This is a genomic window from Bradyrhizobium sp., assembly GCF_049512235.1.
Lineage (GTDB): Bacteria > Pseudomonadota > Alphaproteobacteria > Rhizobiales > Xanthobacteraceae > Bradyrhizobium.
This window is the reverse complement of the sequence record NZ_JBEKXH010000003.1, coordinates 1-25,072: the sequence shown is the minus strand read 5'-3', so window position 1 is coordinate 25,072 and position 25,072 is coordinate 1. Positions and strand designations below refer to the sequence as shown.

Annotated in this window: 27 protein-coding genes; 9 read left to right on the top strand and 18 right to left on the bottom strand. The window is 63.2% G+C overall.

From position 1 onward, the window contains the following. Positions 1-50: 50 nt before the first annotated feature. The 3 genes from ABSG20_RS00630 to ABSG20_RS00620 form a co-directional block, all read right to left on the bottom strand. Complete coding sequence (locus ABSG20_RS00630; RefSeq protein ID WP_423862531.1) at positions 51-1,238, bottom strand: acyl-CoA dehydrogenase family protein; 1,188 nt, start codon at positions 1,236-1,238, stop codon at positions 51-53. A 119-nt stretch (positions 1,239-1,357) separates the two neighbouring features. Next, on the bottom strand, positions 1,358-1,693 hold the full coding sequence (locus tag ABSG20_RS00625; protein ID WP_423862530.1) for a type II toxin-antitoxin system PemK/MazF family toxin: 336 nt from the start codon (positions 1,691-1,693) through the stop codon (positions 1,358-1,360). Continuing rightward, a complete protein-coding gene (locus ABSG20_RS00620; RefSeq protein WP_423862529.1) occupies positions 1,684-1,872 on the bottom strand; it encodes an antitoxin MazE family protein in 189 nt (62 codons plus the stop codon). Before ABSG20_RS00620 ends, ABSG20_RS00625 begins: the two co-directional genes overlap by 10 nt. 265 nt (positions 1,873-2,137) lie before the next feature. Between ABSG20_RS00620 and ABSG20_RS00615 the strand changes: the two genes are divergently transcribed. Further along, complete coding sequence (locus tag ABSG20_RS00615; protein ID WP_423862528.1) at positions 2,138-2,755, top strand: hypothetical protein; 618 nt, start codon at positions 2,138-2,140, stop codon at positions 2,753-2,755. A gap of 70 nt (positions 2,756-2,825) precedes the next feature. On the opposite strand, the gene lepA is transcribed toward ABSG20_RS00615, so the two are convergent. Next, on the bottom strand, positions 2,826-4,631 hold the full coding sequence (gene lepA / locus ABSG20_RS00610; protein ID WP_423862527.1) for a translation elongation factor 4: 1,806 nt from the start codon (positions 4,629-4,631) through the stop codon (positions 2,826-2,828). A gap of 113 nt (positions 4,632-4,744) precedes the next feature. Here lepA and ABSG20_RS00605 point away from each other — a divergent pair, with 113 nt between their 5' ends. Further along, complete coding sequence (locus ABSG20_RS00605; RefSeq protein WP_423862526.1) at positions 4,745-6,400, top strand: glycosyltransferase family 39 protein; 1,656 nt, start codon at positions 4,745-4,747, stop codon at positions 6,398-6,400. 121 nt (positions 6,401-6,521) lie between these two features. On the opposite strand, the gene ABSG20_RS00600 is transcribed toward ABSG20_RS00605, so the two are convergent. The 5 genes from ABSG20_RS00600 to ABSG20_RS00580 form a co-directional block, all read right to left on the bottom strand. Continuing rightward, positions 6,522-6,851: an HPr family phosphocarrier protein gene (locus ABSG20_RS00600; protein ID WP_423862525.1), complete on the bottom strand. Its 330-nt coding sequence runs from the start codon at positions 6,849-6,851 to the stop codon at positions 6,522-6,524. Then, positions 6,848-7,249 carry a PTS sugar transporter subunit IIA gene (locus tag ABSG20_RS00595; RefSeq protein WP_024509305.1) on the bottom strand — a complete coding sequence of 134 codons (402 nt, stop codon included), beginning with the start codon at positions 7,247-7,249 and terminating at the stop codon, positions 6,848-6,850. Before ABSG20_RS00595 ends, ABSG20_RS00600 begins: the two co-directional genes overlap by 4 nt. 131 nt (positions 7,250-7,380) lie before the next feature. Next, positions 7,381-7,908, bottom strand: a complete 528-nt coding sequence (locus ABSG20_RS00590; protein WP_423862524.1) for an HPr kinase/phosphorylase — start codon at positions 7,906-7,908, stop codon at positions 7,381-7,383. Next, positions 7,905-9,722 carry a stimulus-sensing domain-containing protein gene (locus ABSG20_RS00585; protein ID WP_423862523.1) on the bottom strand — a complete coding sequence of 606 codons (1,818 nt, stop codon included), beginning with the start codon at positions 9,720-9,722 and terminating at the stop codon, positions 7,905-7,907. Before ABSG20_RS00585 ends, ABSG20_RS00590 begins: the two co-directional genes overlap by 4 nt. Positions 9,723-9,836: 114 nt before the next feature. Continuing rightward, positions 9,837-10,538: a response regulator transcription factor gene (locus ABSG20_RS00580; RefSeq protein ID WP_029587720.1), complete on the bottom strand. Its 702-nt coding sequence runs from the start codon at positions 10,536-10,538 to the stop codon at positions 9,837-9,839. A 214-nt stretch (positions 10,539-10,752) separates the two neighbouring features. Between ABSG20_RS00580 and ABSG20_RS00575 the strand changes: the two genes are divergently transcribed. Beyond that, positions 10,753-11,505, top strand: coding sequence for a HugZ family pyridoxamine 5'-phosphate oxidase (locus tag ABSG20_RS00575; protein ID WP_423862522.1), 753 nt, complete (start codon positions 10,753-10,755; stop codon positions 11,503-11,505). A gap of 207 nt (positions 11,506-11,712) precedes the next feature. After that, on the top strand, positions 11,713-13,329 hold the full coding sequence (locus ABSG20_RS00570; protein WP_423862550.1) for a phosphoenolpyruvate carboxykinase: 1,617 nt from the start codon (positions 11,713-11,715) through the stop codon (positions 13,327-13,329). Between the two features lie 72 nt (positions 13,330-13,401). Here ABSG20_RS00570 and ABSG20_RS00565 read toward each other — a convergent pair whose 3' ends face one another. Then, entirely contained in the window at positions 13,402-15,939 is a 2,538-nt protein-coding gene (locus ABSG20_RS00565; protein WP_423862521.1) for a glycogen/starch/alpha-glucan phosphorylase, read from the bottom strand. 198 nt (positions 15,940-16,137) lie between these two features. On the opposite strand from ABSG20_RS00565, the gene ABSG20_RS00560 reads away from it, so the two are divergent. Both ABSG20_RS00560 and ABSG20_RS00555 read left to right on the top strand, forming a co-directional pair. After that, positions 16,138-16,365: a hypothetical protein gene (locus ABSG20_RS00560; RefSeq protein ID WP_423862520.1), complete on the top strand. Its 228-nt coding sequence runs from the start codon at positions 16,138-16,140 to the stop codon at positions 16,363-16,365. 238 nt (positions 16,366-16,603) lie between these two features. Then, complete coding sequence (locus ABSG20_RS00555) at positions 16,604-17,035, top strand: hypothetical protein (protein ID WP_423862519.1); 432 nt, start codon at positions 16,604-16,606, stop codon at positions 17,033-17,035. Between the two features lie 105 nt (positions 17,036-17,140). Here the strand turns inward: ABSG20_RS00555 and ABSG20_RS00550 are convergent, their stop codons facing one another. Beyond that, on the bottom strand, positions 17,141-17,968 hold the full coding sequence (locus ABSG20_RS00550) for a DUF2865 domain-containing protein (RefSeq protein ID WP_423862518.1): 828 nt from the start codon (positions 17,966-17,968) through the stop codon (positions 17,141-17,143). Positions 17,969-18,244: 276 nt separating this feature from the next. Between ABSG20_RS00550 and ABSG20_RS00545 the strand changes: the two genes are divergently transcribed. After that, positions 18,245-19,144, top strand: a complete 900-nt coding sequence (locus ABSG20_RS00545; protein WP_423862517.1) for an EamA family transporter — start codon at positions 18,245-18,247, stop codon at positions 19,142-19,144. Between the two features lie 47 nt (positions 19,145-19,191). Here the strand turns inward: ABSG20_RS00545 and ABSG20_RS00540 are convergent, their stop codons facing one another. From ABSG20_RS00540 to ABSG20_RS00515, 6 genes are all read right to left on the bottom strand, one after another. Then, positions 19,192-19,662, bottom strand: coding sequence for a DUF1178 family protein (locus ABSG20_RS00540; protein WP_423862516.1), 471 nt, complete (start codon positions 19,660-19,662; stop codon positions 19,192-19,194). Then, a complete protein-coding gene (locus ABSG20_RS00535) occupies positions 19,659-20,537 on the bottom strand; it encodes a carbon-nitrogen hydrolase family protein (protein ID WP_423862515.1) in 879 nt (292 codons plus the stop codon). Before ABSG20_RS00535 ends, ABSG20_RS00540 begins: the two co-directional genes overlap by 4 nt. After that, positions 20,534-20,809: a glutaredoxin 3 gene (gene grxC, locus ABSG20_RS00530; RefSeq protein ID WP_423862514.1), complete on the bottom strand. Its 276-nt coding sequence runs from the start codon at positions 20,807-20,809 to the stop codon at positions 20,534-20,536. Before grxC ends, ABSG20_RS00535 begins: the two co-directional genes overlap by 4 nt. A 36-nt stretch (positions 20,810-20,845) precedes the next feature. After that, positions 20,846-21,655 carry a ComF family protein gene (locus ABSG20_RS00525; RefSeq protein ID WP_423862549.1) on the bottom strand — a complete coding sequence of 270 codons (810 nt, stop codon included), beginning with the start codon at positions 21,653-21,655 and terminating at the stop codon, positions 20,846-20,848. 53 nt (positions 21,656-21,708) lie between these two features. Continuing rightward, a complete protein-coding gene (locus ABSG20_RS00520; protein ID WP_423862548.1) occupies positions 21,709-22,191 on the bottom strand; it encodes a GcrA family cell cycle regulator in 483 nt (160 codons plus the stop codon). 76 nt (positions 22,192-22,267) lie between these two features. Beyond that, positions 22,268-22,468 carry a hypothetical protein gene (locus tag ABSG20_RS00515; protein ID WP_079539850.1) on the bottom strand — a complete coding sequence of 67 codons (201 nt, stop codon included), beginning with the start codon at positions 22,466-22,468 and terminating at the stop codon, positions 22,268-22,270. Between the two features lie 154 nt (positions 22,469-22,622). Between ABSG20_RS00515 and ABSG20_RS00510 the strand changes: the two genes are divergently transcribed. Then, complete coding sequence (locus ABSG20_RS00510) at positions 22,623-23,477, top strand: methyltransferase domain-containing protein (RefSeq protein WP_423862513.1); 855 nt, start codon at positions 22,623-22,625, stop codon at positions 23,475-23,477. Between the two features lie 138 nt (positions 23,478-23,615). Here ABSG20_RS00510 and ABSG20_RS00505 read toward each other — a convergent pair whose 3' ends face one another. Next, entirely contained in the window at positions 23,616-24,041 is a 426-nt protein-coding gene (locus tag ABSG20_RS00505) for a (deoxy)nucleoside triphosphate pyrophosphohydrolase (protein ID WP_423862512.1), read from the bottom strand. A 162-nt stretch (positions 24,042-24,203) separates the two neighbouring features. On the opposite strand from ABSG20_RS00505, the gene ABSG20_RS00500 reads away from it, so the two are divergent. After that, on the top strand, positions 24,204-25,072 hold an 869-nt coding region (locus tag ABSG20_RS00500; protein ID WP_423862511.1), incomplete at its 3' end, for a TadE/TadG family type IV pilus assembly protein.

Below are 25,072 nucleotides of genomic sequence, written 5' to 3'. Positions count from 1 at the left end.
TCGAAGTCTCCCATGAAATGCTTAACGACTGCGGTATGTGCGTGCGGCCGCTACGCCTGTCCGTCAGGCACACCTGGGCGGTGCACCGGGGGCGTGTTCGCAAGGATCGCCCGGCCGACATCCTCATAGTGGGTGTCGCGGGCCTGGATCTGCTGGGCGATGGCGTGCATGTCGCGGAAGCGGCGTTCGAAGTTGTTGGCGCTGAACACGGCGGTGGCACCCGCCATATGATAAGCGGTATCGACCACCGACGCCGCCTGGTGGATGGTCCAGGTCGCGGCCAGCCGGAGCGCGGTGCGATGGTCGTCGCCGAGGTTTCCGGTGCGCGTCACGTCGCTCCATGCTTCGGCGGTCGCGCCATAGAGATAGGCCCGCGCCGCGCGCCAATTTCCTTCGGTGCGACCGATCAATCCCTGGACGGCATGATTCTCGCGCATCGCCTTGAGACCGGCGGTAGCCTTGCCACGCGAAAGCTCGATGGCGGCATCCAGCGTGGCGCGCGCGACGCCGAGCGCGATCGCGGCAAAGCCCAGTCCGAACATGGTGAAGGTGGTGAACCGGTAGAGCAGACCTGTTTCACGCAACGCGGACGGGTCGTCGCGCAGCGCCGTAAATTTCTCCGGGATGAACAGATTGTCGACCGAATAAGAGTCGGTGCCGGTGCCCTTGAGGCCGATCACGTCCCAGACGTCGTACATCGTGGCGCTCTCGACCGGAAACAGGATGGTACGCACTTCCGGCGAACCGTCGCGCTTGCGCCGCGGGGCGCCGTCGGGTTCGATGATCCGAACATGCGCGCCGAGCCAGCTCGCATGGCGCGAGCCGCTGGCGAAGTCCCAGCGAGCGCTGGCGCGGTAGCCGCCGGGAACGGCCTGCACTTCATGGGCGATCGCGCCCCAGGCCAGGATGCCGGGCGGGGTATTGAAAATCTCGGCCGCCGCATCGGGCTCGAGGTAGGCAGCCGTCATGGCGCAGACCGAACATTGGCCAAGGCACCACGCTGTCGAGGCGTCGGACTTTGCCACTTCCTCCAGCATCTGCATGAACACTTGCGGTGGCGCCTCGGCGCCGCCCAGACTTCGCGGCAGCAGCGCGCGATAGAGCCCGTTCTCGATCAGGGCGGAAACCACGGGCCCGGTCAGCCGACGGGTCCGCTCGATCGCGTCGGCCTCGCGAGCGATCAAGGGCGCAAGCGCCCGCGCGCGCTCGATCAGTCCGATGCTTGGCAGCCTGTTCATGCGTTTCCTCGCCGTGTTTGGGGTTCTGCTTGGCGACAGCGCAATGGTGGTCCATCCGCGGCGGCGGATCAAGGTGGGGGAGGACGATGAGGAGCCGCAGATGGCATGCCGCGGCACCGTCACCGCACTAGGCCGAGTACCAGCAGCAGCGCGCGGTCCAGTTGTTCGGATGTTTCACCGTCGATGCGACCAATCACCCGCCGGATGCGGTCACGGCGCAGCGCGACCAGTTTATCTGTCATGATTTGCGAGCGAAGGCGAAGCCCATTCTCCGGCGCAACTTCGATCAGCGGCCGAAGCGAAAGGCCCTCCTGCAGGTCCGACGAGACCGGACAGACGAAGATAGTCGAAAGACCCTGGTTGAATATGTCGCCTTGGACAACGATGCCCGGCCGCGGCCTCCCGAGATCTCTCGGTACGACCATCAGCACGACATCACCACGGGCTATTTCCACGATTCCCAATCATAGGCCTGCTCGATCCAGTCATCGATCGCGTCATTTTCCGGATGCTGCGCCATCAGCTCTACCTCGCGCCGGATCTCCGCGAGCACCTTGGGATCGCGCAAATCCGGCACCCAATGCTGCACCGGCCGCAGCCCCAGCGCGCGCAACCGCTCGCGGCGCGAAGCCATGCGCTGCTTCGGAGTGCGGGGTTTTGCCTTTTTCGGGGTGGTGACCATGCGGGAGCGTAACATGTTACGACGGGACATTCAACGGAGCCGCAAAGCCGACACCGGCGACAGGTAGGAATGGCGTGTTGCCGGAAATCCCCTGCTCGGTGCGATTTACGAAAGAAATTCAGTTTGGAATTGAAGCTTCGATCGAGAGCCGCTAGTCGACCAGCCTGTGGGCAAAGCGCGAGCTCCGCCGCTGCGCCCCCGGGCTGGGGGGTAGATCATGTTTCACCGAATTCAGGCGGCGCTGCCGCCGACCTTGCCGCGCACCCCTGCGGGCTTCGCCAAATCCACGAGCAGAAGCTCAGTGAGCGGTCTGGCACTGGCCTGCCTGCTGCTGGCCGGCTGCGCCGGCGCGGGTGGAAGCGCGCCGCTGGCGAGCGACGGGAGCTCGCCGCCGAAAGCCGGTCCCGCCGCGTCGCAGACTACTGCCGGCGGATCGACGACCTCCTCGGCGAGCACGCTCGACGCAAGTCCCGTTTTACTCCAGCGTCGAAGGCAAGCCATCGCTGAAATGCTCGAAGCACAACCCGCGTATCGGAATATTTTTTGGGCGCAGCTTATCGATGCAAAGTTAGCCGGACCAATGGAGCACACTTATACATCCATTTTTACGACATCGAGCCGGACATTAACAATCTATTGCGCTTCGGCCCGATACAGCATCCTGGGGTTGCCGATACCCGCGGTGATACGAGTTACCCGATTGAGCAATGGATACGAGCATCTTGAGGCAAGAAGTCCGGGCATCTTTGAATGTGACGATCCGAGCTACGGGCCGTTTCCCGAACTAGAGCAAGCCCGCGCGCAACGACGAAAGCTCATGGGCAAATCCGACTAAGGCGGAGATTCGCTGAGAACCGGGCGGCCTTCCGTCAAGTTTTCGCTAAGCCCCCTAGCTTTCCCCTAGCTCAGCTATCCACCTTCAGCGCGGCGATAAACGCCTCCTGCGGGATGTCGACCTTGCCGAACTGCCGCATCTTCTTCTTGCCTTCCTTCTGCTTCTCCAGAAGCTTGCGTTTGCGCGTGATGTCGCCGCCGTAGCACTTTGCCGTCACGTCCTTGCGCAGCGCGCGCACGGTTTCGCGGGCGATCACCTTGCCGCCGATCGCGGCCTGGATCGGGATCTGGAACATGTGCGGCGGGATCAGTTCCTTCATCTTCTCGACCATGGCGCGGCCGCGGCCTTCGGCGCGCTGGCGATGCACCAGCATGCTGAGCGCATCGACCGGCTCGTTATTGACCAGGATCTGCATCTTGACCAGATCAGCCGGCTTGTAGTCGGTGAGGTGGTAGTCGAACGAGGCGTAGCCCTTGGAGACCGATTTCAGCCGGTCGTAGAAATCGAACACCACTTCATTGAGCGGCAGCTCGTATTTCACCATGGCGCGGTTGCCGACGTAGGTCAGTTCCTTCTGCGAGCCGCGGCGGTCCTGGCAGAGCTTCAGGACGCTGCCGAGATATTCGTCCGGGGTCAGGATCGTGGCCTCGAGCCAAGGCTCCTCGATCTCGGCGATTTTTACAACATCGGGCATGTCGATCGGGTTGTGGATCTCGATCACCTGGCCGTCGGTCAGGCGCATCTTGTAGATCACCGACGGCGCGGTCGCGATCAGGTTGAGATCGAACTCGCGTTGCAGCCGCTCCTGAATGATTTCCAGATGCAACAGCCCGAGGAAGCCGCAGCGGAAGCCGAAGCCGAGCGCGGCCGAGGTTTCCATCTCGAACGAGAAGCTGGCGTCGTTGAGGCGCAATTTGCCCATCGCCGCCCGCAAAGTCTCAAAATCGTCGGCGTCCACCGGAAACAGCCCGCAGAACACCACCGGGATGGCCGGCTTGAAACCCGGCAGCATCTCGGTGACCGGCTTCTTGTCATCGGTGATGGTGTCGCCTACCCTGGTGTCGGCCACTTCCTTGATCGCGGCCGTGATAAAGCCGATTTCGCCGGGGCCGAGTTCTTCGATCTGCTGCATCTTCGGCGTAAAGAAGCCGGCGCTCTCGACCTCATAGGCGGCGTTGGTACCCATCATGCGGATGCGCTGGCCCTTTTTCAGCACGCCGTCGACGATCCGAACCAGCACCACGACGCCGAGATAGACGTCGTACCAGCTGTCGACCAGAAGCGCCTTCAGCGAGGCGTCGCGGTCGCCGGTCGGCGGCGGCAGCCGGTGCACGATGGCTTCCAGCACCTCGTCGATGCCAAGACCGGTTTTTGCCGAGATCATGACCGCGTCGGAAGCGTCGATGCCGATCACGTCCTCGATCTGCTGCTTGACCTGGTCCGGTTCCGCCGCCGGCAGGTCGATCTTGTTGAGGACGGGGACGATCTCGTGACCGGCATCGAGCGCATGGTAGACGTTGGCCAGCGTCTGCGCCTCGACGCCCTGGCTGGCATCGACCACCAGAAGCGAACCCTCGCAGGCCGCCAGCGAGCGCGATACCTCGTAGGCGAAGTCGACGTGGCCCGGGGTGTCGATCAGGTTGAGAATGTAGGTCTTGCCGTCCCTCGCCGGATAGGTCAACCGTACCGTCTGCGCCTTGATGGTGATGCCGCGCTCGCGCTCGATATCCATGGAATCGAGCACCTGTTCCTTCATCTCGCGCGCGGCAAGGCCGCCGGTGGTCTGGATCAGGCGGTCGGCCAGCGTCGATTTGCCATGGTCGATATGCGCAACAATGGCAAAGTTGCGGATATTGGAAATAGGGCCGGATGTCATCGGCGCGGGATAGCATTGGCGCCCCGGTGCGGCAACCACATTGCGGCATTTACCGCCACGACTTCACGCCAAGCTGATTCCACTTCTGGCCAAAACGCGCTACGCCGTCGGCCATGACTGCAGTTCAGGTCCTGCCCGCAACAGCGCGCGCGCGCACCTCTGCGATAGTCCGGCGAATCGCGGCGTGGCTCGCGGCGGCGGCGTCCGATCGCAAGGCTGGTCTGTGGCTGGTGATCGGCTTTGCCCTAGCCCATGCCGTGCTCTGGACCTTCATCCTGATCAATCTCAAGGCGGCCCAGGACGTCCATATGGACGTCGCGGAAGGCTTCGCCTGGGGCCAGAAATTCCAGCTCGGCTATGGCAAGCATCCGCCGCTTTCGGGCTGGATCGCAGGTCTCTGGTTTCGGATATTTCCGGTCGCCGACTGGGCCACCTATGCGCTGGCGATGGCAACACTCGGCTGTGGCCTCGTGATCGCATGGCTGATCAGCCTGCGCGTGGTCGATCGCCGCCGTGCCTTCTTCGTCGTGGTGATGCTCGCGCTCTACCCGATCTTCAATTTCAAGGGCTATAAATATAATCCCGATCTGCTGCAGCTCGTGACCCTGCCGCTCTTGGTGCTGGCCTATCTGCATGCGTTCGAAAAACGCAGCGCGCGCGCCGGCCTGTGGCTCGGGCTCGCCGGCGCGCTGGCGCTGATGACGAAGTATTGGGTGTTGACCATGATCGGCGCCATCGGGATCGCGGCGCTGCTTCATCCGGACCGGTTATTGTTCCTGCGCTCGCCGGCACCTTGGGTCGCCATCGTCACGCTGGTCGTGGCCATGATGCCGCATCTCTTGTGGTTGAAGGATACAGACTTCGTCGCAGTGACCTATGCCGGCGACGTCTATGGCCTGTCGAGCCGGACCCAGAGCCTGCAACTCGTGCTCGGCTATATCGGCCACAATCTGGCGCTGCTGGCCGTGCCCGTCGTGCTGGCGGCGGTGGCGCTGGCATGGGCACCGCTGTCGCGGGTAAGCTTGGCGCGGCGACCGCTGGCGCTGTCTGCACGGACAGGGCCGGCTGGCGCGGATCGATCGGTGAATCGTTCGCAGGCGCTCAATATCTGGATCATCCAGATCGTGGTCGCGATCGGGCCTCCGCTCGGCGGCTTGATTTTCTCGGTCTACATGAAGACTGATTGGGGTATCTCGCTGTTCTTCCTGACGCCGTTGGCGCTGGTCGCGCTTCCCCGGCTGCGCATGCAACGCATTGCGCTGTTCCACATCACAGCGATCTGGCTTGTCGTCACGCTCGCGGCCCTGGCCGCCTCGCCCACCATCGCCGTCCGCGAGATGGCCGACAATCCCAATGGCGCGTCAAGCTACGGCGCGCGCTCCCAGCTTGCCCGCGAGCTGACCCAAGCCTGGCACGCGCGTTTCCAAACCAGATGGGGTGTGGTCGCCGGCACCACGGAAATTGGCGAGCCGATGACGTTCTACAGTCCGGATCATCCTGCGCCGTATACGCCGGGTGAGCTCTGGTCGTCGGGGCTGACCTCGCTCGAGGAGGCGAAGCGGCTCGGGTTCATCGGCATCTGCGATACCTCCGATGGCCGGCTGCCGGTGTGTGAGGCCTGGATGGCGGCGAACGCCGTCAATGCCGAGCCTCTCACCATCACCACGCAGCGCTTCTTCCACGGCCATCCCGGTCCTGCGATCAGCTGGAAGGTCTACATCACGCCGCCAGGCAAGTTCCGACCCGGTATTCCAGAGACGCCGCCGTGATGCACAGTGCTCGATACGAACAGGCAGTGTGGCCTCGTCAACTTCATCATTGACCCCAGCGTATAGGGGTCGCCCGATCAAGTCGGGCGATGATGGGTGTGGCGCGGGGCTGATGCCGCGATCACATGCTTTCTTCGTTGAACTTGCTGGCAACGAGATCGGTGATCGCGGTGATGGCGGCTTCGGCATCGGGGCCGATCGCGGATACGGTGATGGTCGTACCCGGACCCGCCGACAGCATCATGAGCCCCATGATGGAAGTACCGCCAACAGTCTCGCCGCCTTTCGTGACCCAGACTTCGGCCTTGAAGCGCTCGACCATCTGGACGAATTTCGCCGACGCGCGCGCATGCAGGCCGCGTTTGTTGATGATCGGAAGTTCGCGGGACACCGCACCTGGGGGCACGCTTGCCCCGACTTCTTTTTCAGGCGACGGGGCGTCGTCGCTCATTTGCCGGCGAGGACCCGACTGGCAATGGTGACGTATTTGCGGCCGGCTTCCTGCGCCATGGCGATGGCGTCGGGAAGCGACCGCTCTTCGCGCACCTTCGCAAGTTTGACCAGCATGGGAAGATTGATGCCGGCGAGCACTTCCACTTTCGGACGGCTCATGCAGGAGATCGCGAGATTGGAAGGCGTGCCGCCAAACATATCGGTCAGGATTGCCACGCCATCGCCGCTGTCGACCCGGTTGACGGCTTCAATGATGTCACTTCGACACAAATCGGAATCGTCTTCGGCTCCGATCGTGACGGCTTCAATTTGTTTTTGCGGACCCATTACATGCTCAAGCGCCGCCTTGAACTCGTCGGCAAGACGCCCATGGGTCACAAGTACTAGACCAATCATTGAAAACTCCTCGCGGGTGCTTTTGGTGCACCGCACGAACGCGCCACTTTGACCATCCAGAGCCCCCGCGCAAGAGGGGATCGTCGCGTTTCTCCCGGAAATTAGATCTAGAGAGGAGAGCCTGCGCCGGTCTATTCGGTCGCGATAGTGCGGCTCATATGGTTACCAATTCCCTTCAAACAATCGGCGGAAGAACGCGGGCAAACTACACCATCGGTTGTCGTAAGCGCGGCAACAACTAATGGGAGTGGATGCATTCCCGGACCCACGGGAATGCGCGGTATCAAAACACCGTAAGCGGCGGTCAGGAGTGCTTCCGGCGGCGGCAACCGCTCCGCGTCCGGAGCGGAGAGATCGACGACCATGCCGACGACGGCTTCCTCGGCGAAGTCGCAGCGGCGAATACCGAGCCCGCGAATTTCGATCAGGCCGGCCAATTCGCGCGCCGGGCGCACCACCAGCTGCCCCTCGTACACCTGAAGCAAGACGCGGTCATCGCCGACCAGCACGGCGTGCGGAATTTGCCCCGACCGCCCGGCAAGGATGAGTTCGAACGCCAACCGCGATTTGCCGACACCCGAAGGCCCGCGGATCAATACGGCACGATTTCCCACCTTAACCGCGGAAGCGTGGACGCTGGCGCCTGCGCGGGAGGTCATGGCGCCGGCAGCCTGACCACAAAGCGCGCCCCGGCGACCGTCGGTTCGCCATCGTCTCCGATCGGACCGGTGCGATTCTCCGCCCAGATGCGTCCGCCATGGGCTTCGATGATCTGTTTGGAGATCGACAGCCCCAATCCCGAATTCTGTCCGAAGCCCTGATGCGGACGGTCGGTGTAGAAGCGCTCGAAGATTTTCTCCAGCGCGTCCTCACGAATTCCCGGCCCATCATCATCGATCAGGATTTCGATTTCCGACCGCACGCGGCGGCAGACGATACGCACCTTGCCGCCGGGATTGGAAAAGGATTGGGCGTTGACCAGGAGGTTGGAGATCACCTGTCCGAGCCGCGAATCATGACCCGGTACCGAGAAGGTGTCGGTCGCGCCGCGGCCTTCGAAGCGGGCTTCGACGGCGACGTCATGGCCGAGCCGGGTTTCGTTGGCGACCGATGTCAGGGTCGTGAGGAGGCGGCGAACATCGACCGGCGTCGCATCCTGCCGCTGCAGTTCGGCATCGAGCCGGCTGGCATCGGAAATATCGGAAATCAGCCGATCGAGCCGTTTGACATCGTGCTCGATCACCGCCAGCAGCCGCGCGCGGCTGCTCTCGCTTCGCGCCAAGGGTAGCGTTTCGACCGCGGAACGCAGCGACGTCAGCGGGTTCTTCAATTCATGGGAGACGTCGGCGGCGAACATCTCGATCGCTTCGATGCGATTATAAAGCGCATCCGTCATGTCGCGCAGCGCGCCGGAGAGATGTCCGATCTCGTCGCGACGGCGGGTGAAATCAGGGATCTCGATGCGGGTCCGGATGCGGTGGCGGACCCGCTCGGCACTGTCGGCGAGCCGGCGCACCGGGCCTGCGATGGTGCTCGCCAGCAGCAACGACAGCATGATCATGACCGCCGAAGCGACGCCGCCGACCTTCAGAATGGCCAGCCGCTCGGCGGTCACCATCTGATCGATGTCATCGCCCTGGGTCGAGAGCATCAGCGCGCCGTGGATCGTGCGAAAATGCTGCACCGGCACCGCCACCGAGACGATCACCTCGCCGCGGTCGTTGACCCGCACCACGCTGCTCTTCTGGCCCTTCAGCGATTGCGCGACCTCCTGATAGCCGTTGCCGTTCTCCGGCCCGAGTTCGCGATAGAGCGGAAGGTCGCCGCGATTGAGCCAGGTGCGGACCGCGATCATGGTGCGCTCGGCAATGCCCGGCTTCTCCACCGCCGGCGGCGGCAGTTCGAAGCGCAGCACATCGCCGCGGCCGTAGAGATTGCGGCTGTCGAGAATGAGGTCGCCATCGCGGTCGTAAATCCGGGCCCGGGTCTTGGTCGGCGAAATCAGCTGGCGCAAGACCGGCGCGACGCGTTCCGGGTTGATCGGGAAATCCAGTCCGGCATATTCGTCCGGGGCGCCGTAGGTTTCGCCGGGCTTGAGATCCTGCAGCCGGTCCGGATCGATGGTGATGGTGTTGGTCTCGACGGTAGCGGACGCCGCAATCGCGCCGGCAATGATTTCGGCCTGCACCAGGAGGCTCTGCGCCCGCGCGTCGATCAGGCCGGCGCGGAATTGCGAGAGGTAAAGGATGCTCGCCACCAGCGCCACCAGGCCCGCCAGATTCAAGGAAACGATGCGGCGGGTCAGGCTGGAGAAGCTGAGCGCGAAAAAGAACTGCCCGGCGCGGCGCAGCCAGCCGAGCGGCCGCTGCCAGCCTCGCGCGCGCGGATTTTCGACGGCCGCGGTGTCGAGAGCGAGCGACGGTGAGGCGTCCTCGGCGTTCAGGCTTGCAGCAGGTTGCGTTCGATCAAGCAATGGCCAGACTGCCGGTTGTTTACGAGTGCGTCTTGAAGAAGCGCGTCGCGGTCTCAATACTACCCCAGCCGCGTCGCGGCGTCAGTTAACAAACTCCGCATCAGCCCCCGCAGATCAGGTTTCCTTGAAACGGTAGCCGACGCCGTACAGGGTTTCGATCATCTCGAAATCGTCGTCCACCACCTTGAACTTCTTGCGCAGCCGCTTGATGTGACTGTCGATGGTGCGATCGTCGACATAGACCTGATCGTCATAGGCTGCGTCCATCAGGGCGTTGCGGCTTTTGACGACGCCTGGCCGTGTGGCCAGCGCCTGCAGGATCAGAAATTCCGTCACCGTCAGCGTCACCGGCTCGTTCTTCCAGGTGCAGGTGTGTCGCTCCGGGTCCATGCGCAGCAGACCGCGGTCGAGCGCCTTGGCATCGGTTTCCTTGGGCACGGCGGTGGGATCCTTTGGAGCCGCGCGGCGCAGCACCGCTTTCACGCGTTCCACCAGCAGGCGCTGCGAAAAGGGCTTGCGGATGAAGTCGTCGGCGCCCATTTTGAGGCCGAATAACTCGTCGATTTCCTCATCCTTGGAGGTGAGAAAGATCACCGGCAGATCGGACTTCTGCCGCAGCCGCCGCAGCGTCTCCATGCCGTCCATGCGCGGCATCTTGATGTCGAGGATCGCAAGATCCGGAGGGCTGGTGCGGAAACCGTCTAGCGCAGATGCACCGTCGGTGTATGTCATGATGCGATAGCCCTCGGCTTCGAGCGCGATCGAGACGGAGGTAAGAATATTGCGGTCGTCGTCGACCAGGGCGATGGTGGGCATGAGCCTGCTTTCGGAACGGAGTGGCTTACACGGCGAGCGATCCAGCTATGCAGCGGATAGATGGGTTCGGACCAGTTCAACGAGCAATGCAAGCTGGGCTGAAGTGTGACCGAGTTCCGCAAAAGGCCCGAGCGAGACCATGCTTCAAGCCTATATAGACTCTCATTTGGCCAGGAAAAGGCCGTTTTTGCAATGAGATATACGGAAATTAACGATGCAGTTAACCCAGGATTTCGACGCCGGCAAGGTAGCCCGGTCCCTGCTGCGCCGCAGCCGACAGGGGGCCTTGGCGACCCTGATGGCCGGCAGCGGCGACCCCTATTGTTCACTGGTTAACGTGGCCAGCGATGCCGACGGCACGCCGATTCTTTTGATTTCGCGGCTGGCGCTGCACACGCGGAACATCCTCGGGGATGCCAGGGTCTCGTTGATGCTGGACGAACGGGCGGGGGGAGATCCGCTGGAGGGGGCGCGGATCATGTTGTCGGGCCACGCCGAGGAGGTGGCCCTCGATCAAACCACGATGTTGCGCCTGCGCTACCTCAGCGCCCATCCGTCCGCGCAAGCCTTCGTCGATTTCAGGGATTTTTCCTTTTTCAGGATCCGGCCAACGACCATGCACCTGGTGGCCGGTTTCGGGCGCATCGTGGACCTCAAGCCGGAGCAGTTTCTGACCGACATTTCCGATGCCGCCGCGCTGCTTGAGGCCGAGCCGAGTGCGATCGAGCACATGAATACCGATCATCGCGACGCCATTAACCTTTACGCCACCGGGCTGCTCGGCGCCGGTGCCGCCGACTGGCGCTGCACCGGTTGCGATCCCGACGGGCTCGACCTGCAGGCCGGCCCGACCACGCTGCGGCTGGAATTTCCGGAGCGGGTGACCGGGCCGGGAGAGTTAAGGAAGATGCTGGTCAGGCTGGCAAACGAGGCACGGGCCGGTCATGGACCGATCGCCGAGCGCTGATTCCGCATTGCGGTAAGCCTTTGAGCGGTATTGACCGCCTTGGAATAAACCAAGTAACGCGGGATCTGCTTGGCAAGCCCGGCGTTCGTCAGTAATAGGTCGCCGGACCGAAGCCGCAAGGCTATATCGAAGTTTACGGTCACCGCGACGAAGGCGCTTCCAGTGGCATTCGCGCTGGAGCAACGCGGGTTCGAGGAGGATCTTTCTGTGCAAGAGATGGGCGTGCATAACGGTGCCTTCGGTGCCGACAAATTCGGCTTCAAAAATCTCAAGGGCTTGAAATGGAATTTTGGCGCGCCGCAGCTCTACGAGCACTCCCTGGCTACCGGCGAAGCCGTGTTGTCCGCCGACGGCGCCTTGTGCGCTGACACCGGCGTGTTCACAGGCCGCAGTCCCAACGACAAATTTACCGTTCGCGACGCCTTAACCGACAAGAACATGTGGTGGGCCGGCAACCAGTCGATCACCTCGGCGCAATTCGAGGCGCTCTATGCCGACTTCCTCAAGCACAGCGAAGGCATGACGCTGTTCGCGCAGGATCTCTATGGCGGTGCCGATCCGGCGTTACGGATCAAGACCCGCGTCTACACCGAACTGGCCTGGCATTCGCTGTTCATCCGCACCTTGCTGATCCGCCCGGAGACATCGGAGCTGGTAGGCTTCGTGCCCGAACTGACCATCATCGATCTGCCGAGCTTCAGGGCCGATCCCAAACGCCACGGTGTGCGCTCGGAGAACGTGGTCGCGATCGATTTCGCCCGCAAGATCGTCCTTATCGGCGGGTCTTATTATGCCGGCGAGATGAAGAAGTCGGTGTTCACCATGCTGAACTATTATCTGCCCGAGAAGGGCGTGATGCCGATGCATTGCTCGGCCAATGTCGGCCCCGACGGCGACACCGCGATCTTCTTCGGCCTGTCCGGCACTGGCAAGACCACGCTGTCGGCTGATCCGAAACGCACGCTGATCGGCGACGACGAGCACGGCTGGGGCGCCGATGGCGTGTTCAATTTCGAAGGCGGCTGCTACGCCAAATGCATCAAGCTGTCGAAAGAGGCGGAGCCCGAGATTTATGCCGCCAGCAAGCGCTTTGGCGCGGTGCTGGAAAATGTGGCGCTCGATCCCTTTACCCGCGAGCCCGATTTCGACGACGGCGCGAAAACCGAAAACACCCGCTCCGCCTATCCGCTGGCATTCATCCCCAACGCCTCGCGCAGCGGCCGCGCGCCGCATCCGAAGAATTTGGTGATGCTGGCCGCCGACGCCTTCGGCGTGATGCCGCCCATTGCAAAATTGACGCCGGCGCAGGCGATGTACCACTTCCTGTCCGGCTACACCGCCAAGGTCGCGGGCACCGAGCGCGGCTTGGGCTCCGAGCCGCAGCCCGAATTCTCGACCTGTTTCGGCTCGCCGTTCCTGCCGCGCGATCCCTCAGTCTACGGTAATCTGCTGCGCGATCTGATCGCCAAACACGATGTCGATTGCTGGCTGGTCAACACCGGCTGGACCGGCGGCAAATACGGCACCGGCCGCCGCATGCCGATCAAGGTGACGCGGACGCTGTTATCCGCGGCGCTGAACGGATCGCTGCGCCATGCCGATTTCCGCACCGACAGATATTTCGGCTTCGCGGTGCCGACCTCGCTGCCCGGCGTCGAGCCGCATATTCTCGATCCGGTCAAGACCTGGGCCGACAAGGCCGAATTCGACAAGACCGCGCGCGCGCTGGTTGTCATGTTCCAAAAGAATTTTGCCAAGTTCGAAGCTGGCGTCGATGCCGAGGTCCGCGCCGCCGCGCCGGAAGTGAAACTCGCGGCGGAGTGAGATTAGCACTGGAATAGTGAGATTGTTGAAGCAAAAGGGCGGCGGGCAAGCCGCCCTTTCAGGAGCTAATGTTCAGCGCGTCGCTCCGCGCTGGACGCCCGGCGCCGGCAAGGCCTGCGGCGCGTTCGCGCGCACCGGCACGTTCCAGATCTCCTGGGCATATTCGCGGATGGTGCGGTCGGAGGAAAACCACGCCATCCGCGCGACGTTGAGGATCGAAGCCCGGGTCCATGCCGGCACCACCTGCCAGCGCGCGTCGATGCCGCGCTGGGCCTCGTAATAGGAATCGAAATCGGCGCTGACCATGTAGTGATCGAGGTGGCGCAGCGCGTGCGCGACCGATTCGAACCGGCTGGGGTCGCCGGGCGAAAACTCGCCGCCGCCGATCGCGTTGATGGCGCGCGACAGTTTTGGCGAACGCCGGATCACGTCGCTCGCATCCAGCCCCTGCTTGCGCCGCACCACCACGTCCATCGCCTCCATGCCGAAGATCGCGATGTTTTCCGCCCCGACATGATCGCGGATTTCGATATTGGCGCCGTCGAGCGTGCCGATGGTCAGCGCGCCGTTCAGCGCGAGCTTCATGTTGCCGGTGCCGGAGGCTTCCATGCCGGCGGTCGAGATCTGCTCGGAGAGGTCCGCGGCGGGTATGATCACTTCCGCCAGGCTGACATTGTAGTCGGGCAAAAACGCGATCTTCAGCCGTCCGCCGATCGCCGGATCGTTGTTGACGATGTCGGCGACGTCGTTGATCAGCTTGATGATCAGCTTGGCATAGCGGTAGCTCGCCGCCGCCTTGCCGGCGAAGATTTTTACCCGCGGCACCCAGTCTCGCGTCGGCTCGTCCTTGATCGCGTGATAGAGCGCGACGGCTTCGAGGATGTTGAGCAGCTGCCGCTTGTATTCGTGGATACGCTTGATCTGGACGTCGAACAGCGCCGCCGCATCGACCTTGATGTTGAGGCGCTCGCCGATCAGCCGCGCCAGCGCGATCTTGTTGTGGTGCTTGACGGCGCGGAACCGGTCCTGGAACGCGTTGTCGCTGGCATGGGCTTCGAGATGCTCAAGCTGGGTCGGATCGTCGAGCACGGCTTCGCCGCAGGCCTCGCGCAACAGATCGGTCAGTTTCGGATTGGCCAGCATCAGCCAGCGGCGGAAGGTGATGCCGTTGGTCTTGTTGGTGATACGGCCGGGATAAAGATGATTGAGATCGTGAAACACGGTCTCCTTCATCAGGTCCGAATGCATCGCCGAGACGCCGTTGATGCGGTGCGATCCGATGAAAGCCAGTTGCCCCATCCGTACCCTGCGGCCGGACCTTTCGTCGATCAGGGAGACCGAGGCGCGAAAATCGATGTCGCCGGGAGCGCGTACCTCCGCCAGCGCCAGATGCGCGACATTGATGCGGTAGATGATCTCGAGATGGCGCGGCAGCAGGCGCTCGAACAGTTCGACCGGCCAGGTCTCGAGCGCTTCCGGCAATAGCGTGTGGTTGGTGTAGGACAGCGTATCCACCGTGATCTTCCACGCGTCATCCCAGCGGATGTTGTGCAGATCGACAAGGATGCGCATCAGTTCGGTGACGGCGAGGCTCGGATGGGTGTCGTTGAGCTGCACCGCGGCCTTCGAGGCTAGGCCGCGCAGCTGCCCGTCGGCGGCAAGGTGGCGTTTGACCAGGTCCTGCAACGAGGCGGAGACGAAGAAATATTCCTGGCGCAGCCGCAATTCGCGGCCCGCCGGGCTCTCGTCATTCGGATAGAGGAACTTGCAGATCGACTCCGCGCGCGCCTCCTCGGCGCTGGCGCCGAGATAGTCGCCGGTGTTGAAGACGTCGAGCCGGAGCGGGTCGGGCGAGCGCGCCGACCACAGCCTGAGCGCGTTGACGTGCTGGCCCCGCCAGCCGACGATCGGGGTGTCGTAGGCGACAGCCTGGACGGTTTCCCCGGGATGCCAGATCGCGATGTCGCGGCCCCGGGCTTCGCGGTGTTCGACGCCGCCGCCGAAATGCACGTGGTAGACCACTTCGGGCCGCTGGAATTCCCAGGGGTTGCCGAAGCTCAGCCACTCGTCGGGATATTCCTGCTGCCAACCCTGCGCAATAATCTGGCGGAACAGGCCGAAATCGTAGCGGATGCCATAGCCGATCGCGGGAATGGCAAGCGTCGCCATGCTCTCCATGAAGCAGGCGGCCAGCCTGCCAAGACCGCCATTGCCGAGCGCCGCATCCGGCTCGCATTTGCGCAACTCCGAAAGACCGACGCCGAGATCGCCGAGCGCCACCTCGAACACCGGCAAAAGCCCCATATTGTTCAGGGCGTCGGTGAACAGGCGGCCGATCAGAAATTCCAGGCTGAGGTAATAGACCCGCTTGGCGCCGGCATCGTAGCTGCGCTTTTCGGCGGTCAGCCAGCGGTGCACGATGCGGTCGCGCAGCGCCAGCGCCGCAGCCTTGTACCAATCGTGCTTGGTTGCCATGCCGGCATCCTTACCGATCGCAAGCCGAAGTTTGCCGAGGATCGCGCTCTTGATCTCTGTCAGTGCCAGTTCGTCAACGGGCTGGCCGGGCGCTGCAAAATTCACTGGGAATGATGGATCGGACAACTTCGGCATCCCCCTCGACTGAGTTCTTGGCAATGATACGCGCCTTGAGCCGGGATCGAAACCCGCTCGTTGGCTTCGATTGTGCACGCGTGCATGCTTTTTATGCAAGGACCGGGCCGATTTTTTGTCATTCAGCGCACGCGCCCGTTGTGTGATAGAATGAGTTTCGGGAAATCCGATGTCGTAAATTCTGCAGAGGATTTGGCTATGAGACGGACCATCGAGATTGCCGCCGCCGCGCTGCTGCTGTTCTGCATCACCGCCGCCAGCGCAGCCGCCGCCGGCAGGATAGGCCACAGCGCGGACGGCCTGAGCTGCGCGTATGGCGTCCCAGCCAACGCCTCGCCGGCGGCGCGCTGTGCCGCAATCCGTCGCCAGTGCGGCGGAAAATTTGCCGCCAATTATTGCGGCGGCAAGCTGCTGTCGGCGATGTGAGCCGGGCCGAAAGAGGCCACCGATGGCGGCGGACCCGAAAGGAGCCGGCCATGCCAAATTGGGTAGGACCTCTTTTCGTCTTTTGCGCCTCGTTGGGTTTATCGGCTTTGCATTTCGTCAAAGGCAACAAGGTCACAAGAACGAATTAAGAACAACTTAGCAACCTTTTGATATATCATAGTGATTCGGTGCGCCACCTGCACAACATCTAGCGTCCAACCGAGCATTCGAGGACTACATGTCCACCACCGCCTTCGATTCCTTCGCGCTCACGCGCATCGCCGACTTCGCCCGCTCGCTGTCGCGGCTGCATCAGGCCTCGCGCCGCCAGCCCATTGACGACGACACGATCGACCGTGAGTTCAATGCCGTCTGCCGGTCGGTCTGGGGCTACGCCACGGAGGATTTCTCGGACGATTTGTTTTCCGATCAGGATCACGCCTTTCTCGATTCGCTAGACGAGGCGAAGGCGCGCATCTTCGCCGCTGGCCAGGGCTACGACCTTGTCGACGACGATGGCATGCTGACGGACTGGTGGGGCTATTGCTGGATGATCCTGGCCGAAAAACGCGGCCTGCTGACGTCGGAAAACCGGGCGGCGGCGCGCGCACAGATCGAGGAAAAATATCTGACGGCGCCGAACGTGATCGGCGTCATCGTCGGACGGTGAGCCTTATAACTTTTCGAGCCGCCCCGAACTAACCTCGTCCGGGGCAGATACCGGTTCGGGGGAAAAAAACTTGTCAATAATAAAGAATGCAGCCTTGGTCCGGATTCAATCAGGACCGGAAAGGCTCTGGTCCGCTTCCGCCCGCTTGTCGCGCGACGCGGCCGCCTTCGGCACCGCGGTCGCGGGCAATGTCGCGTCGCGGCCGGCCCCGGGCGGCGGCGTGTCACGCGCGAGCGTATCCGCAGCTACCGGCGCCACCTTGATCTCGCCGAGCCGCGCGCGCACCTCAGTGGTCAGGCCTGGATAGGAAGCTACCGGGGTGAATTCGGCGCTGTCGCTGGTACCAGCCTTGACCCCGGAATAGGCCACCAGCCCGCTGGTGGTGGCAATCACGTCCCCGGGACGCAAGGAGGGGTCGAGCGTCAGGTCGACCGGTGCGAGCCCCGCGGGGTCGCGGCCGTTGCAGGTGCAGTCCGCGCGCAGCGCCTTGCGATAGGCATAGGCGTTTTCGCTGTCGGCATAGCGTTCGCCGCTGCCCGACGACGCGCCATCGATAGAGCCGCCGAAGAAGACCTTGGTCGGGCTCGCCGGGCAAAAGGCCTGGCACATCTGCGCCGGCGTCGCACCGCCCCGCGCCGTCAGCGGGAAATATCGGCCATCGCAGTTGCGCACGCAAAAGGCCGGTCCGGTGCCCGCCGATGCCAGCGCGCGCGGCGGCGCCCCGGGCGGCTGGTTGAGGCCTGTGGGATCGGCGAAGGGATTCGACTGCGGAGGGGTTTTTGGCGGCTGCCTCTGGAAGGCGCCAAAGAAAAAATCGAGCAGGCTTTCGGCAGCCGCGATGCGCGGCTCAACCAGAACTGCGAGAGCCAGCGCGAAGGCTGCCACCGGCATCATGCGGCGGCGAATGCGCGAATCGGTCAACCATGTACGCAACGCCTACTCCACCCGACACGATCGACCCACGGGCGAGGGTTGCCTCAGCCCGGATCGAGGTTAGTGCGGGATGGTAAACGAGCGGTGAGCAGGCGATGGGTGGCCGAAAAGAAATGCTTCTCTCTTGACCTCTGTGCGCCTGCGGGATGCACTCGCTGCGGCTATAGATGAGTTGTTCCGCAATGCTGTCATGATGCGGTTCCGGTTGACCGCACGCGCGGCAGTCTTGACGGTGGGGACGATTCGTAAGCCCTCCCGCCAAGCTCTAGCCTCCTCATGATCAGTATCGACACGCTCTGGATTCCCTTTACCGTCACCGCGGCGCTCGGCCAGGTGGCGCGTAACGCAATGCAGCGGCAATTGACCGGGCCGCTGGGCACCTGGGGCGCCACCAATATCCGCTTCCTGTTCGGCTTTCCGTTCTCGATCGGGTTTTTCGCAGTCGTGCTGGCGGCGACCGGCGACCCTGTTCCATGGCCGACGACGGCGTTCTGGCCATGGCTTTTGCTCGGCGCACTCAGCCAGATCATAGCCACCGGACTGATGCTGCTTGCCATGAACGAGCGCTCGTTCGTGGTGACGACGGCCTATCTGAAGACCGAGGCGATCCAGACCGCGATCTTCGGTTTTGTCTTCCTCGGCGATCATCTCAGCGTTTCGAAGGTGATCGCGATCCTGATTGCGACAGCAGGCGTCGTCATCACCGCGCTGCGGCTTGGCGGTGAAAAGAATTTTGCGGAATTGAAGCCGACGATAACCGGCTTGGTCGCGGCGGCGGCCTTCGCGCTGTCGGCGATCGGTTTTCGCGGCGCCATCATCACGGTGCCAGGCGTGTCGTTCGTGACCGCGGCGTCCTATACGCTGGTGTTGGGGCTATTCTTGCAGACCCTGGTGCTGTCGATCTATCTGCTGGCGCGTGCGCCCGAGGTGCTCAGGAAAATTCTCGGGCTGTGGCAACCCTCAGTTTTCGCTGGCTTCATGGGCGCGTTCGCCTCGCAGTTCTGGTTCTTGGCGTTTGCGCTGACGGCGGCCGCCAACGTGCGCACGCTGGCGCTCGTCGAGGTCTTGTTCGCGCAGGGCGTCGCCTACTATTCCTTCAAGCAGCCGCTGGCGGCGCGTGAACTCACAGGCATCGCGCTGATCGTGATCGGGGTCGCGCTATTGGTCGCGGCTTAGCGCCTGATGCCGATGAGGACGGCTGAGATGGGGCAGCGGGCCGAAGCCTAATTCCTGTCGTCCGGCAGCACCGGCAGCGGCGACACCTCGACGCCTTCCTCGATCAAGGCGCGCGCTTCATCCGGCGAAGCCTCGCCGTAGATCGGGCGATGCTCGATATCGCCATAATGCATCTTGCGGGCTTCATTGGGAAAACGCTCTCCGACATTGTCGGCGTTCTTGACAATGTGCTCGCGCAATTCCCGGAGTTTGGCGCGCAACTCCCGTTCCTGGGCCAGCAACAGCGGCGTGGACGCGGGCGCGGTGACTTCCGCCGCCGGAGCAGGCGCCGGGACCGCGCCATCGCGCCGCCTCTTGCTGACGATCTGCGGGGCCATGATGGCCTTTTCCACCCTGACCGAACCGCAGGCCGGACAGCTCACCAGCTGGCGCTTGACCTGCGCATCATAGGCGGAAGAGCTTTGAAACCAGCTTTCGAAGGCATGGCCACGCGCGCAGTGCAGCGAGTAAAGGATCATGCCGATCCCCGCACCAAATGCAAATGTTCGGGGCCAGCCTTGGCATCGGCTATACTGAATCGCCTTCCATGCTGCAGTGAGGGCACCGCCTTGCGCGCGCTCTCGACGGTGGCGGGATCAATCTTCGCCATGAACACACCGGGCTCGACGCCGCCTTCGGCCAGCACCACGCCCCAGGGATCGACGATCAACGAATGGCCAAAGGTCTCGCGCTTGTTCTCGTGCGTGCCGGCTTGCGCCGCGGCGAACACGAAGCAGCCGTTCTCGATGGCGCGGGCGCGCAACAGCGTATGCCAATGCGCCTCGCCGGTCTTGCGGGTGAAAGCGGAAGGCACGGTGAGGAACGAAGCGCCGCTTTCGGCGAGCGCCCGGTACAGCGCCGGAAACCGGACGTCATAGCAGATCGTCAGGCCGATGCGGCCCCAGGGCAGGTCGGATATCACGGCGGTTTCGCCGGGCTGATAATTGGCGGATTCGCGATAGCTTTCGCCGTCAGGCAGATCGATGTCGAACATATGGATCTTGTCATAGCTTGCGATGACAAGGCCATCCGGCCCGATCAGGAAGGAGCGGTTGACGGCTCTTTCCGGCGAAGCGCGCAGCGCCAGCGAGCCAACATGGAGATGAATTTTCAGTTCGCTCGCCAGCGCGCGATAGGCCTTCAACGAAACATCGTCTTCCTCGGCGGCGAGATGTTCGAACAGCGCCTTGCGATTGAGCTGCATCATGTTGCTGACCTCGGGGGTGAGCACATAGTCGGCGCCCTGGGCCGCCGCCTCGCGGATCAGCTTTGTTCCCTGCTCGAGGCTGGGCTCCGGCAACAACCCCGTGCGCATCTGCACCATGGCGGCGGTAAAGCTGAGATCCGTGCTCATGAATTGGCCTTCTCGCCCGCCAGCAACGCATCGAGCTTGCCCGCGCGATCGAGCGCGTAGAGTTCGTCGCAGCCGCCGACATGGGTTTTGCCGATGAAAATCTGCGGATAGGTCGAACCGGCGCCGGCGCGCTCCCACATTTGTTGCCGCAGCGTCGGATCGGTGGCGACATCGTGCTCGGTGAAGGCGGCTTTTTTTCGCGTCAAGAGTGACTTGGCCGCGCTGCAATAGCCGCAGCCCGGGCGGGTGTAGATTTCGATGGCGGCAGTCATCTCGTGCTTCGGCTTTCGGGTAGTATGGTTGTCGGATTATATGGGAGCTTTGTTGGTATCCACAACCCGGGCGAACACCAACACGTCGACTTGAGCCGCCTTGGCTCGGAGTAACGCCCGCGCGCACGCGTCCACGGTGGCGCCGGAGGTAAGAACGTCGTCGACGAGTACCACCCGCCGGCCCTGAATGAGCGATTGCCGGTCCGCGGCGACCTTGAAGGCGCCCTGCACGTTGCTGGCGCGCTGCAATCGGTTCAGGCCGATCTGCTGCTGGGTCGGGCGCACCCGCCGCAGCGCTTCGGATTGCAACTTGACGCCGGACTGCCGTTCAATCACGCGTGCGAGCGCGCCCGACTGATTATAGCGGCGGCTCCAGCCGCGCCGCCAGTGCAGCGGAACCGGGACCAGCATATCGGCCTCATCGAGCAGTTCGCGCCCGGCGCGCGCCATCCAGCGCCCCATCGCCGGCGCCAGATCGGTGCGGTCCTGGTATTTCAGCGCATGCACCAGCGTCTTGGCGACGTCGTCGTAACGCACCGCGGCGCGGGCGCGCGCATAGGCTGGCGGATCGGATATCGCTTCCATCGAAAGCATGTCAGGCCCGGGATCGTAGACGAAGGGAATGCCGAGCCGCGGGCAAAACGGCGGCGCGATAAACGCCAGTTTTGCCCAGCATTTGGCGCAGACGCCTTCGCCATCGACAGGTTCGCGGCAGGCCACGCACAGCGTCGGCAGCGCGATGTCGAGCGCCAGTTTTGCGGCATGCGACCACGCCCCGCGGCAGATATTCAGCGCGCCGCGCAAATGACGCGCGATGGCGCGCGATGGAGATGGCCTGATGTCCATGCGCAGGACGCTACCGCCGGCTGGCGTGGCGCTCAAGGGCACCTGATCCAAGCTCACTGCCGCACGAGGCGCTGGCGAAAGCCCGGCCGATAGGCGAGCCGGGTGTGACCCGCGCAGTAGGGCAGGCCTTCGACGGGCGGATTGCCGCAGAAAGAAAAATCCGGAGCGCCCGGGGTGCTGATCGGCCAGCGGCATCTCGCCTCGCTCAACTCAAGCAACGAGCAGCAATGTTCGCGGTGGATCGGCTCGTCGTCGGCCGCGGGCAGCGGTTCGGCCTGCAACGCGCGGAGCATGAGGTACCTCAGTTTCGGCGGCCGTCCCGGGCCGCGTCCCTTCGGCGCATCCTTTCGCGCCTGACGCCGTGCATCACCGGCTTTTTTTCCGCGCGTCAGATTGAGGCGGGAAAGTTTGCCGATGACGGCGTTGCGGCTTACCCCGATGTCGTTGGCAATTTGGCGGCAGGACAGCCCGGCTGCAAAGCAGGCTTTCAGGAGTGCGACCCGTTCGTCAGTCCAGGTGGGTTCGTTGGCGATCATGTTGATGGTCCCGAGCTTAAGAGTGATCACGCCTAATCCTGGCCTCGCTGTCGCCCGACCGGCCCGCGCCCTGACATCATGGCGCCTTGCCATTGTCGCGGATCGAAAGCAGCCCGTCCTTGATGGCGAGCCGAATGCCTTCCTCGATCAAGGTCCTGGCGACGCCGGGAACGCTGGTGCCGTGGGTGCCCTGCCTCACCAGCTTTTCGAGATAGCCGATGGTCGAGAGCGCCAACGTAATCGGAACACGGTCGGTTTCGGCTTTTTCTGTGGCCATGCCAAAAACTAGCCGTTAAAGGGTGTACTGAAAAGTATCTTTTTAGAGTCTATTTGGCTTCCTTGCGGTTGAAGGCGGGAGTTCGGTAACGGCCGCAAACGGCGCCACGGGCGCCGAATTGCCAGCTCATAGGAGATCGGCGTACCAACCTCGGATGGCCCCGAACCCAACCACCCCGCCCGTCCTGTTCGACCGCGGCTTGCTGCGCACGCGACAGGATCGTGCGCGGCGCCTTGGGACAGCGAGCTTCCTTCTCGATCGCGTGGCAGAGGACATGGTGGAGCGGCTTGACGCAGTGCTGCGGCAATTCAAGCACGCGGCCGATATTGGCACCGCGGCAGATCAGGTGCGCCTCGCGCTGGCGGGACGCGTGGAACAGCTTGAGCCCATCGATCTAACGGCGCTTAAGACCGAGACGCTGCCGCTGCAGCCGCAATCGCTCGACCTTGCGGTGTCTGCGCTCGCCTTGCAGTTCGTCAACGATCTGCCAGGCGTGCTGGCGCAGATCCGCCGCGCCTTGAAACCCGACGGGCTATTGCTGGCCGCGATGATCGGCGGCGATACGCTGAGCGAGCTCAGGCAATCTTTTGCCGCGGCGGAAACCGAATGCGAAAGCGGAGTCTCGCCCCGGGTCGCGCCGTTTGCCGATCTGCGCGACGTCGGCAGCCTGCTGCAGCGCGCAGGCCTGGCGCTGCCGGTCACCGATGTCGATCGCGTCGTGGTGCGCTACGACCATGCGTTCGCGTTGATGGCCGACCTCAGGCGCATGGGCGCGACCAACATCCTGGTCGAGCGGCGGCGGAAACCGACCCGCCGCGCCACGCTGTCGCGAATGGCGCAGATTTACGGCGAGCGCTTTGCCGATGCCGACGGCCGTATCCGCGCCACCTTCGACGTGATCTGGCTGTCGGGCTGGGCACCGCATCAAAGCCAGCAGCAGCCGCTGCAGCCCGGTTCGGCGAAGGCCAGTCTGGCGGCGGCGGTAAAGGGGCCGGTGAATCGCGGCTGATCGCATCCCGGACGCGGTGCCGCGGCTTCACGCCGCTCCGCAGAGCCGCGCCCCATGATGATGTAGCCTGCGGCGCAGACCCGGATCAGCAGCGCACCACGCCGCGAACGCGGCGCGGCTCGCGGCATCCGGGGGCCCTCACATCAACAGATCGATCAGATGCGGGATCAGCGGGATGTCCGCAGCGGGCATCGGGTAGTCGCGCAGTTTGTTGGCGCGGACCCAGGCCAGCTGCTGTGCCTCGCGCGCAATCACCTCGCCGTCCCAGCGCCGGCAAATGTAGAGCGGCATCAAGAGATGAAAATCGTCGTAAGCGTGGCTCGCAAACGTCAGCGGCGCAAGGCAGGCTTCCTTGACCCCGATGCCGATTTCCTCGTGCAGTTCGCGGATCAGGGTCTGTTCCGGCCGCTCGCCGGGCTCGACCTTGCCGCCGGGAAATTCCCATAGGCCGGCGAGCGTCTTTCCCTGCGGTCGCTGCGCGATCAGCACGCGCTTGTCGGCATCAACCAGCGCACAGGCGACGACGAGGACGACGTTGATGCGAGCGACGTTGATTTGAGCCATGCGCTGATGCGTTGGGGACCGGTCTCGGCGAAACCTCGAACGGTTCGGAAGGGGTTCATCAACCTTAACCGAACCGGGTCCGTACTTCTACGATCCGTATAAGTTCTGATTAAGCCGCGGGCGCTAGAAATCTACGCGATTTCAACCGGTAGAGGCATCACCATGTGCACCTTGTCCCGCATCGTCGGCCGTTTCTCAAGGGATCAGCAAGGCAACATCGCAATCATTTTCGCGATCGCCTGCGTCCCCTTGATATCAGCGATTGGATGCGCGATCGACTACTCCAAAGCTCTCCAGACCACCGCGAAGCTGCAGGCCGCCGCCGATGCCGCCAGCGTCGGATCAATCGCAAGGACATCGGCGGCCTTTGCTGAAGCAGGTTCGATGACGGTGGACGGCCCCATCCCCGATGGCGTGGGGGATGCGACCAAAATCTTTAGCGGCTATATCGCGGGCATACCCAACTACACCCTCAACGGCGTGACCGCACCGGTGGTAACGCCTGCAAACCCCAACTGCACCGCGATCTCGACCGTACAAGTCTGTCCAACGGTGGTAAAATCCAACGGCACCGTTAGCTCGACCGTAAAATTCTCTGCCAATGTGCCCAACACGTTTCTCGGGCTGATCGGCCAGAGCACGATGACGGTCACCGGCAGTTCGACCTCTACCGCCAATGTCCCGGTGTATGTCGACTTTTACCTGCTGCTGGACAACTCGCCGTCGATGGGCGTCGGGGCGACGCCGGCCGACGTGGCCACCATGGTAAGCGCGACGTCGGCGGCAAGCTTCGGTGGAAATCAGTACTGCGCCTTCGCCTGTCACGACACCGCCAAGGGCGCTACCGACGATTTCTATACCTTGGCCAAATCGCTCAACGTGACCATGCGAATTGACGTTTTGCGCGCGGCCACGCAGCAGCTGATGGACACCGCTGCCGCCCCGGGCATGCAGACCTATGCCAACCAGATCCGGATGGCGATCTATGATTTTGGCTTGTCTTCGGGTACCGCCGGCCTGACGAATGTCTT

What these genes read in the sequence shown, in the direction of transcription:
- ABSG20_RS00630 (WP_423862531.1), bottom strand. Translation starts at nt 1,238, where the DNA reads ATGAACAGGCTGCCAAGCATCGGACTGATCGAGCGCGCGCGGGCGCTT.
- ABSG20_RS00620 (WP_423862529.1), bottom strand. Translation starts at nt 1,872, where the DNA reads ATGGCTTCGCGCCGCGAGCGGTTGCGCGCGCTGGGGCTGCGGCCGGTG.
- ABSG20_RS00615 (WP_423862528.1), top strand. Translation starts at nt 2,138, where the DNA reads ATGTTTCACCGAATTCAGGCGGCGCTGCCGCCGACCTTGCCGCGCACC.
- lepA (WP_423862527.1), bottom strand. Translation starts at nt 4,631, where the DNA reads ATGACATCCGGCCCTATTTCCAATATCCGCAACTTTGCCATTGTTGCG.
- ABSG20_RS00605 (WP_423862526.1), top strand. Translation starts at nt 4,745, where the DNA reads ATGACTGCAGTTCAGGTCCTGCCCGCAACAGCGCGCGCGCGCACCTCT.
- ABSG20_RS00600 (WP_423862525.1), bottom strand. Translation starts at nt 6,851, where the DNA reads ATGAGCGACGACGCCCCGTCGCCTGAAAAAGAAGTCGGGGCAAGCGTG.
- ABSG20_RS00595 (WP_024509305.1), bottom strand. Translation starts at nt 7,249, where the DNA reads ATGATTGGTCTAGTACTTGTGACCCATGGGCGTCTTGCCGACGAGTTC.
- ABSG20_RS00590 (WP_423862524.1), bottom strand. Translation starts at nt 7,908, where the DNA reads ATGACCTCCCGCGCAGGCGCCAGCGTCCACGCTTCCGCGGTTAAGGTG.
- ABSG20_RS00580 (WP_029587720.1), bottom strand. Translation starts at nt 10,538, where the DNA reads ATGCCCACCATCGCCCTGGTCGACGACGACCGCAATATTCTTACCTCC.
- ABSG20_RS00575 (WP_423862522.1), top strand. Translation starts at nt 10,753, where the DNA reads ATGCAGTTAACCCAGGATTTCGACGCCGGCAAGGTAGCCCGGTCCCTG.
- ABSG20_RS00565 (WP_423862521.1), bottom strand. Translation starts at nt 15,939, where the DNA reads ATGCCGAAGTTGTCCGATCCATCATTCCCAGTGAATTTTGCAGCGCCC.
- ABSG20_RS00560 (WP_423862520.1), top strand. Translation starts at nt 16,138, where the DNA reads ATGAGACGGACCATCGAGATTGCCGCCGCCGCGCTGCTGCTGTTCTGC.
- ABSG20_RS00555 (WP_423862519.1), top strand. Translation starts at nt 16,604, where the DNA reads ATGTCCACCACCGCCTTCGATTCCTTCGCGCTCACGCGCATCGCCGAC.
- ABSG20_RS00545 (WP_423862517.1), top strand. Translation starts at nt 18,245, where the DNA reads ATGATCAGTATCGACACGCTCTGGATTCCCTTTACCGTCACCGCGGCG.
- ABSG20_RS00540 (WP_423862516.1), bottom strand. Translation starts at nt 19,662, where the DNA reads ATGATCCTTTACTCGCTGCACTGCGCGCGTGGCCATGCCTTCGAAAGC.
- ABSG20_RS00535 (WP_423862515.1), bottom strand. Translation starts at nt 20,537, where the DNA reads ATGAGCACGGATCTCAGCTTTACCGCCGCCATGGTGCAGATGCGCACG.
- grxC (WP_423862514.1), bottom strand. Translation starts at nt 20,809, where the DNA reads ATGACTGCCGCCATCGAAATCTACACCCGCCCGGGCTGCGGCTATTGC.
- ABSG20_RS00525 (WP_423862549.1), bottom strand. Translation starts at nt 21,655, where the DNA reads ATGGACATCAGGCCATCTCCATCGCGCGCCATCGCGCGTCATTTGCGC.
- ABSG20_RS00520 (WP_423862548.1), bottom strand. Translation starts at nt 22,191, where the DNA reads ATGATCGCCAACGAACCCACCTGGACTGACGAACGGGTCGCACTCCTG.
- ABSG20_RS00515 (WP_079539850.1), bottom strand. Translation starts at nt 22,468, where the DNA reads ATGGCCACAGAAAAAGCCGAAACCGACCGTGTTCCGATTACGTTGGCG.
- ABSG20_RS00510 (WP_423862513.1), top strand. Translation starts at nt 22,623, where the DNA reads ATGGCCCCGAACCCAACCACCCCGCCCGTCCTGTTCGACCGCGGCTTG.
- ABSG20_RS00505 (WP_423862512.1), bottom strand. Translation starts at nt 24,041, where the DNA reads ATGGCTCAAATCAACGTCGCTCGCATCAACGTCGTCCTCGTCGTCGCC.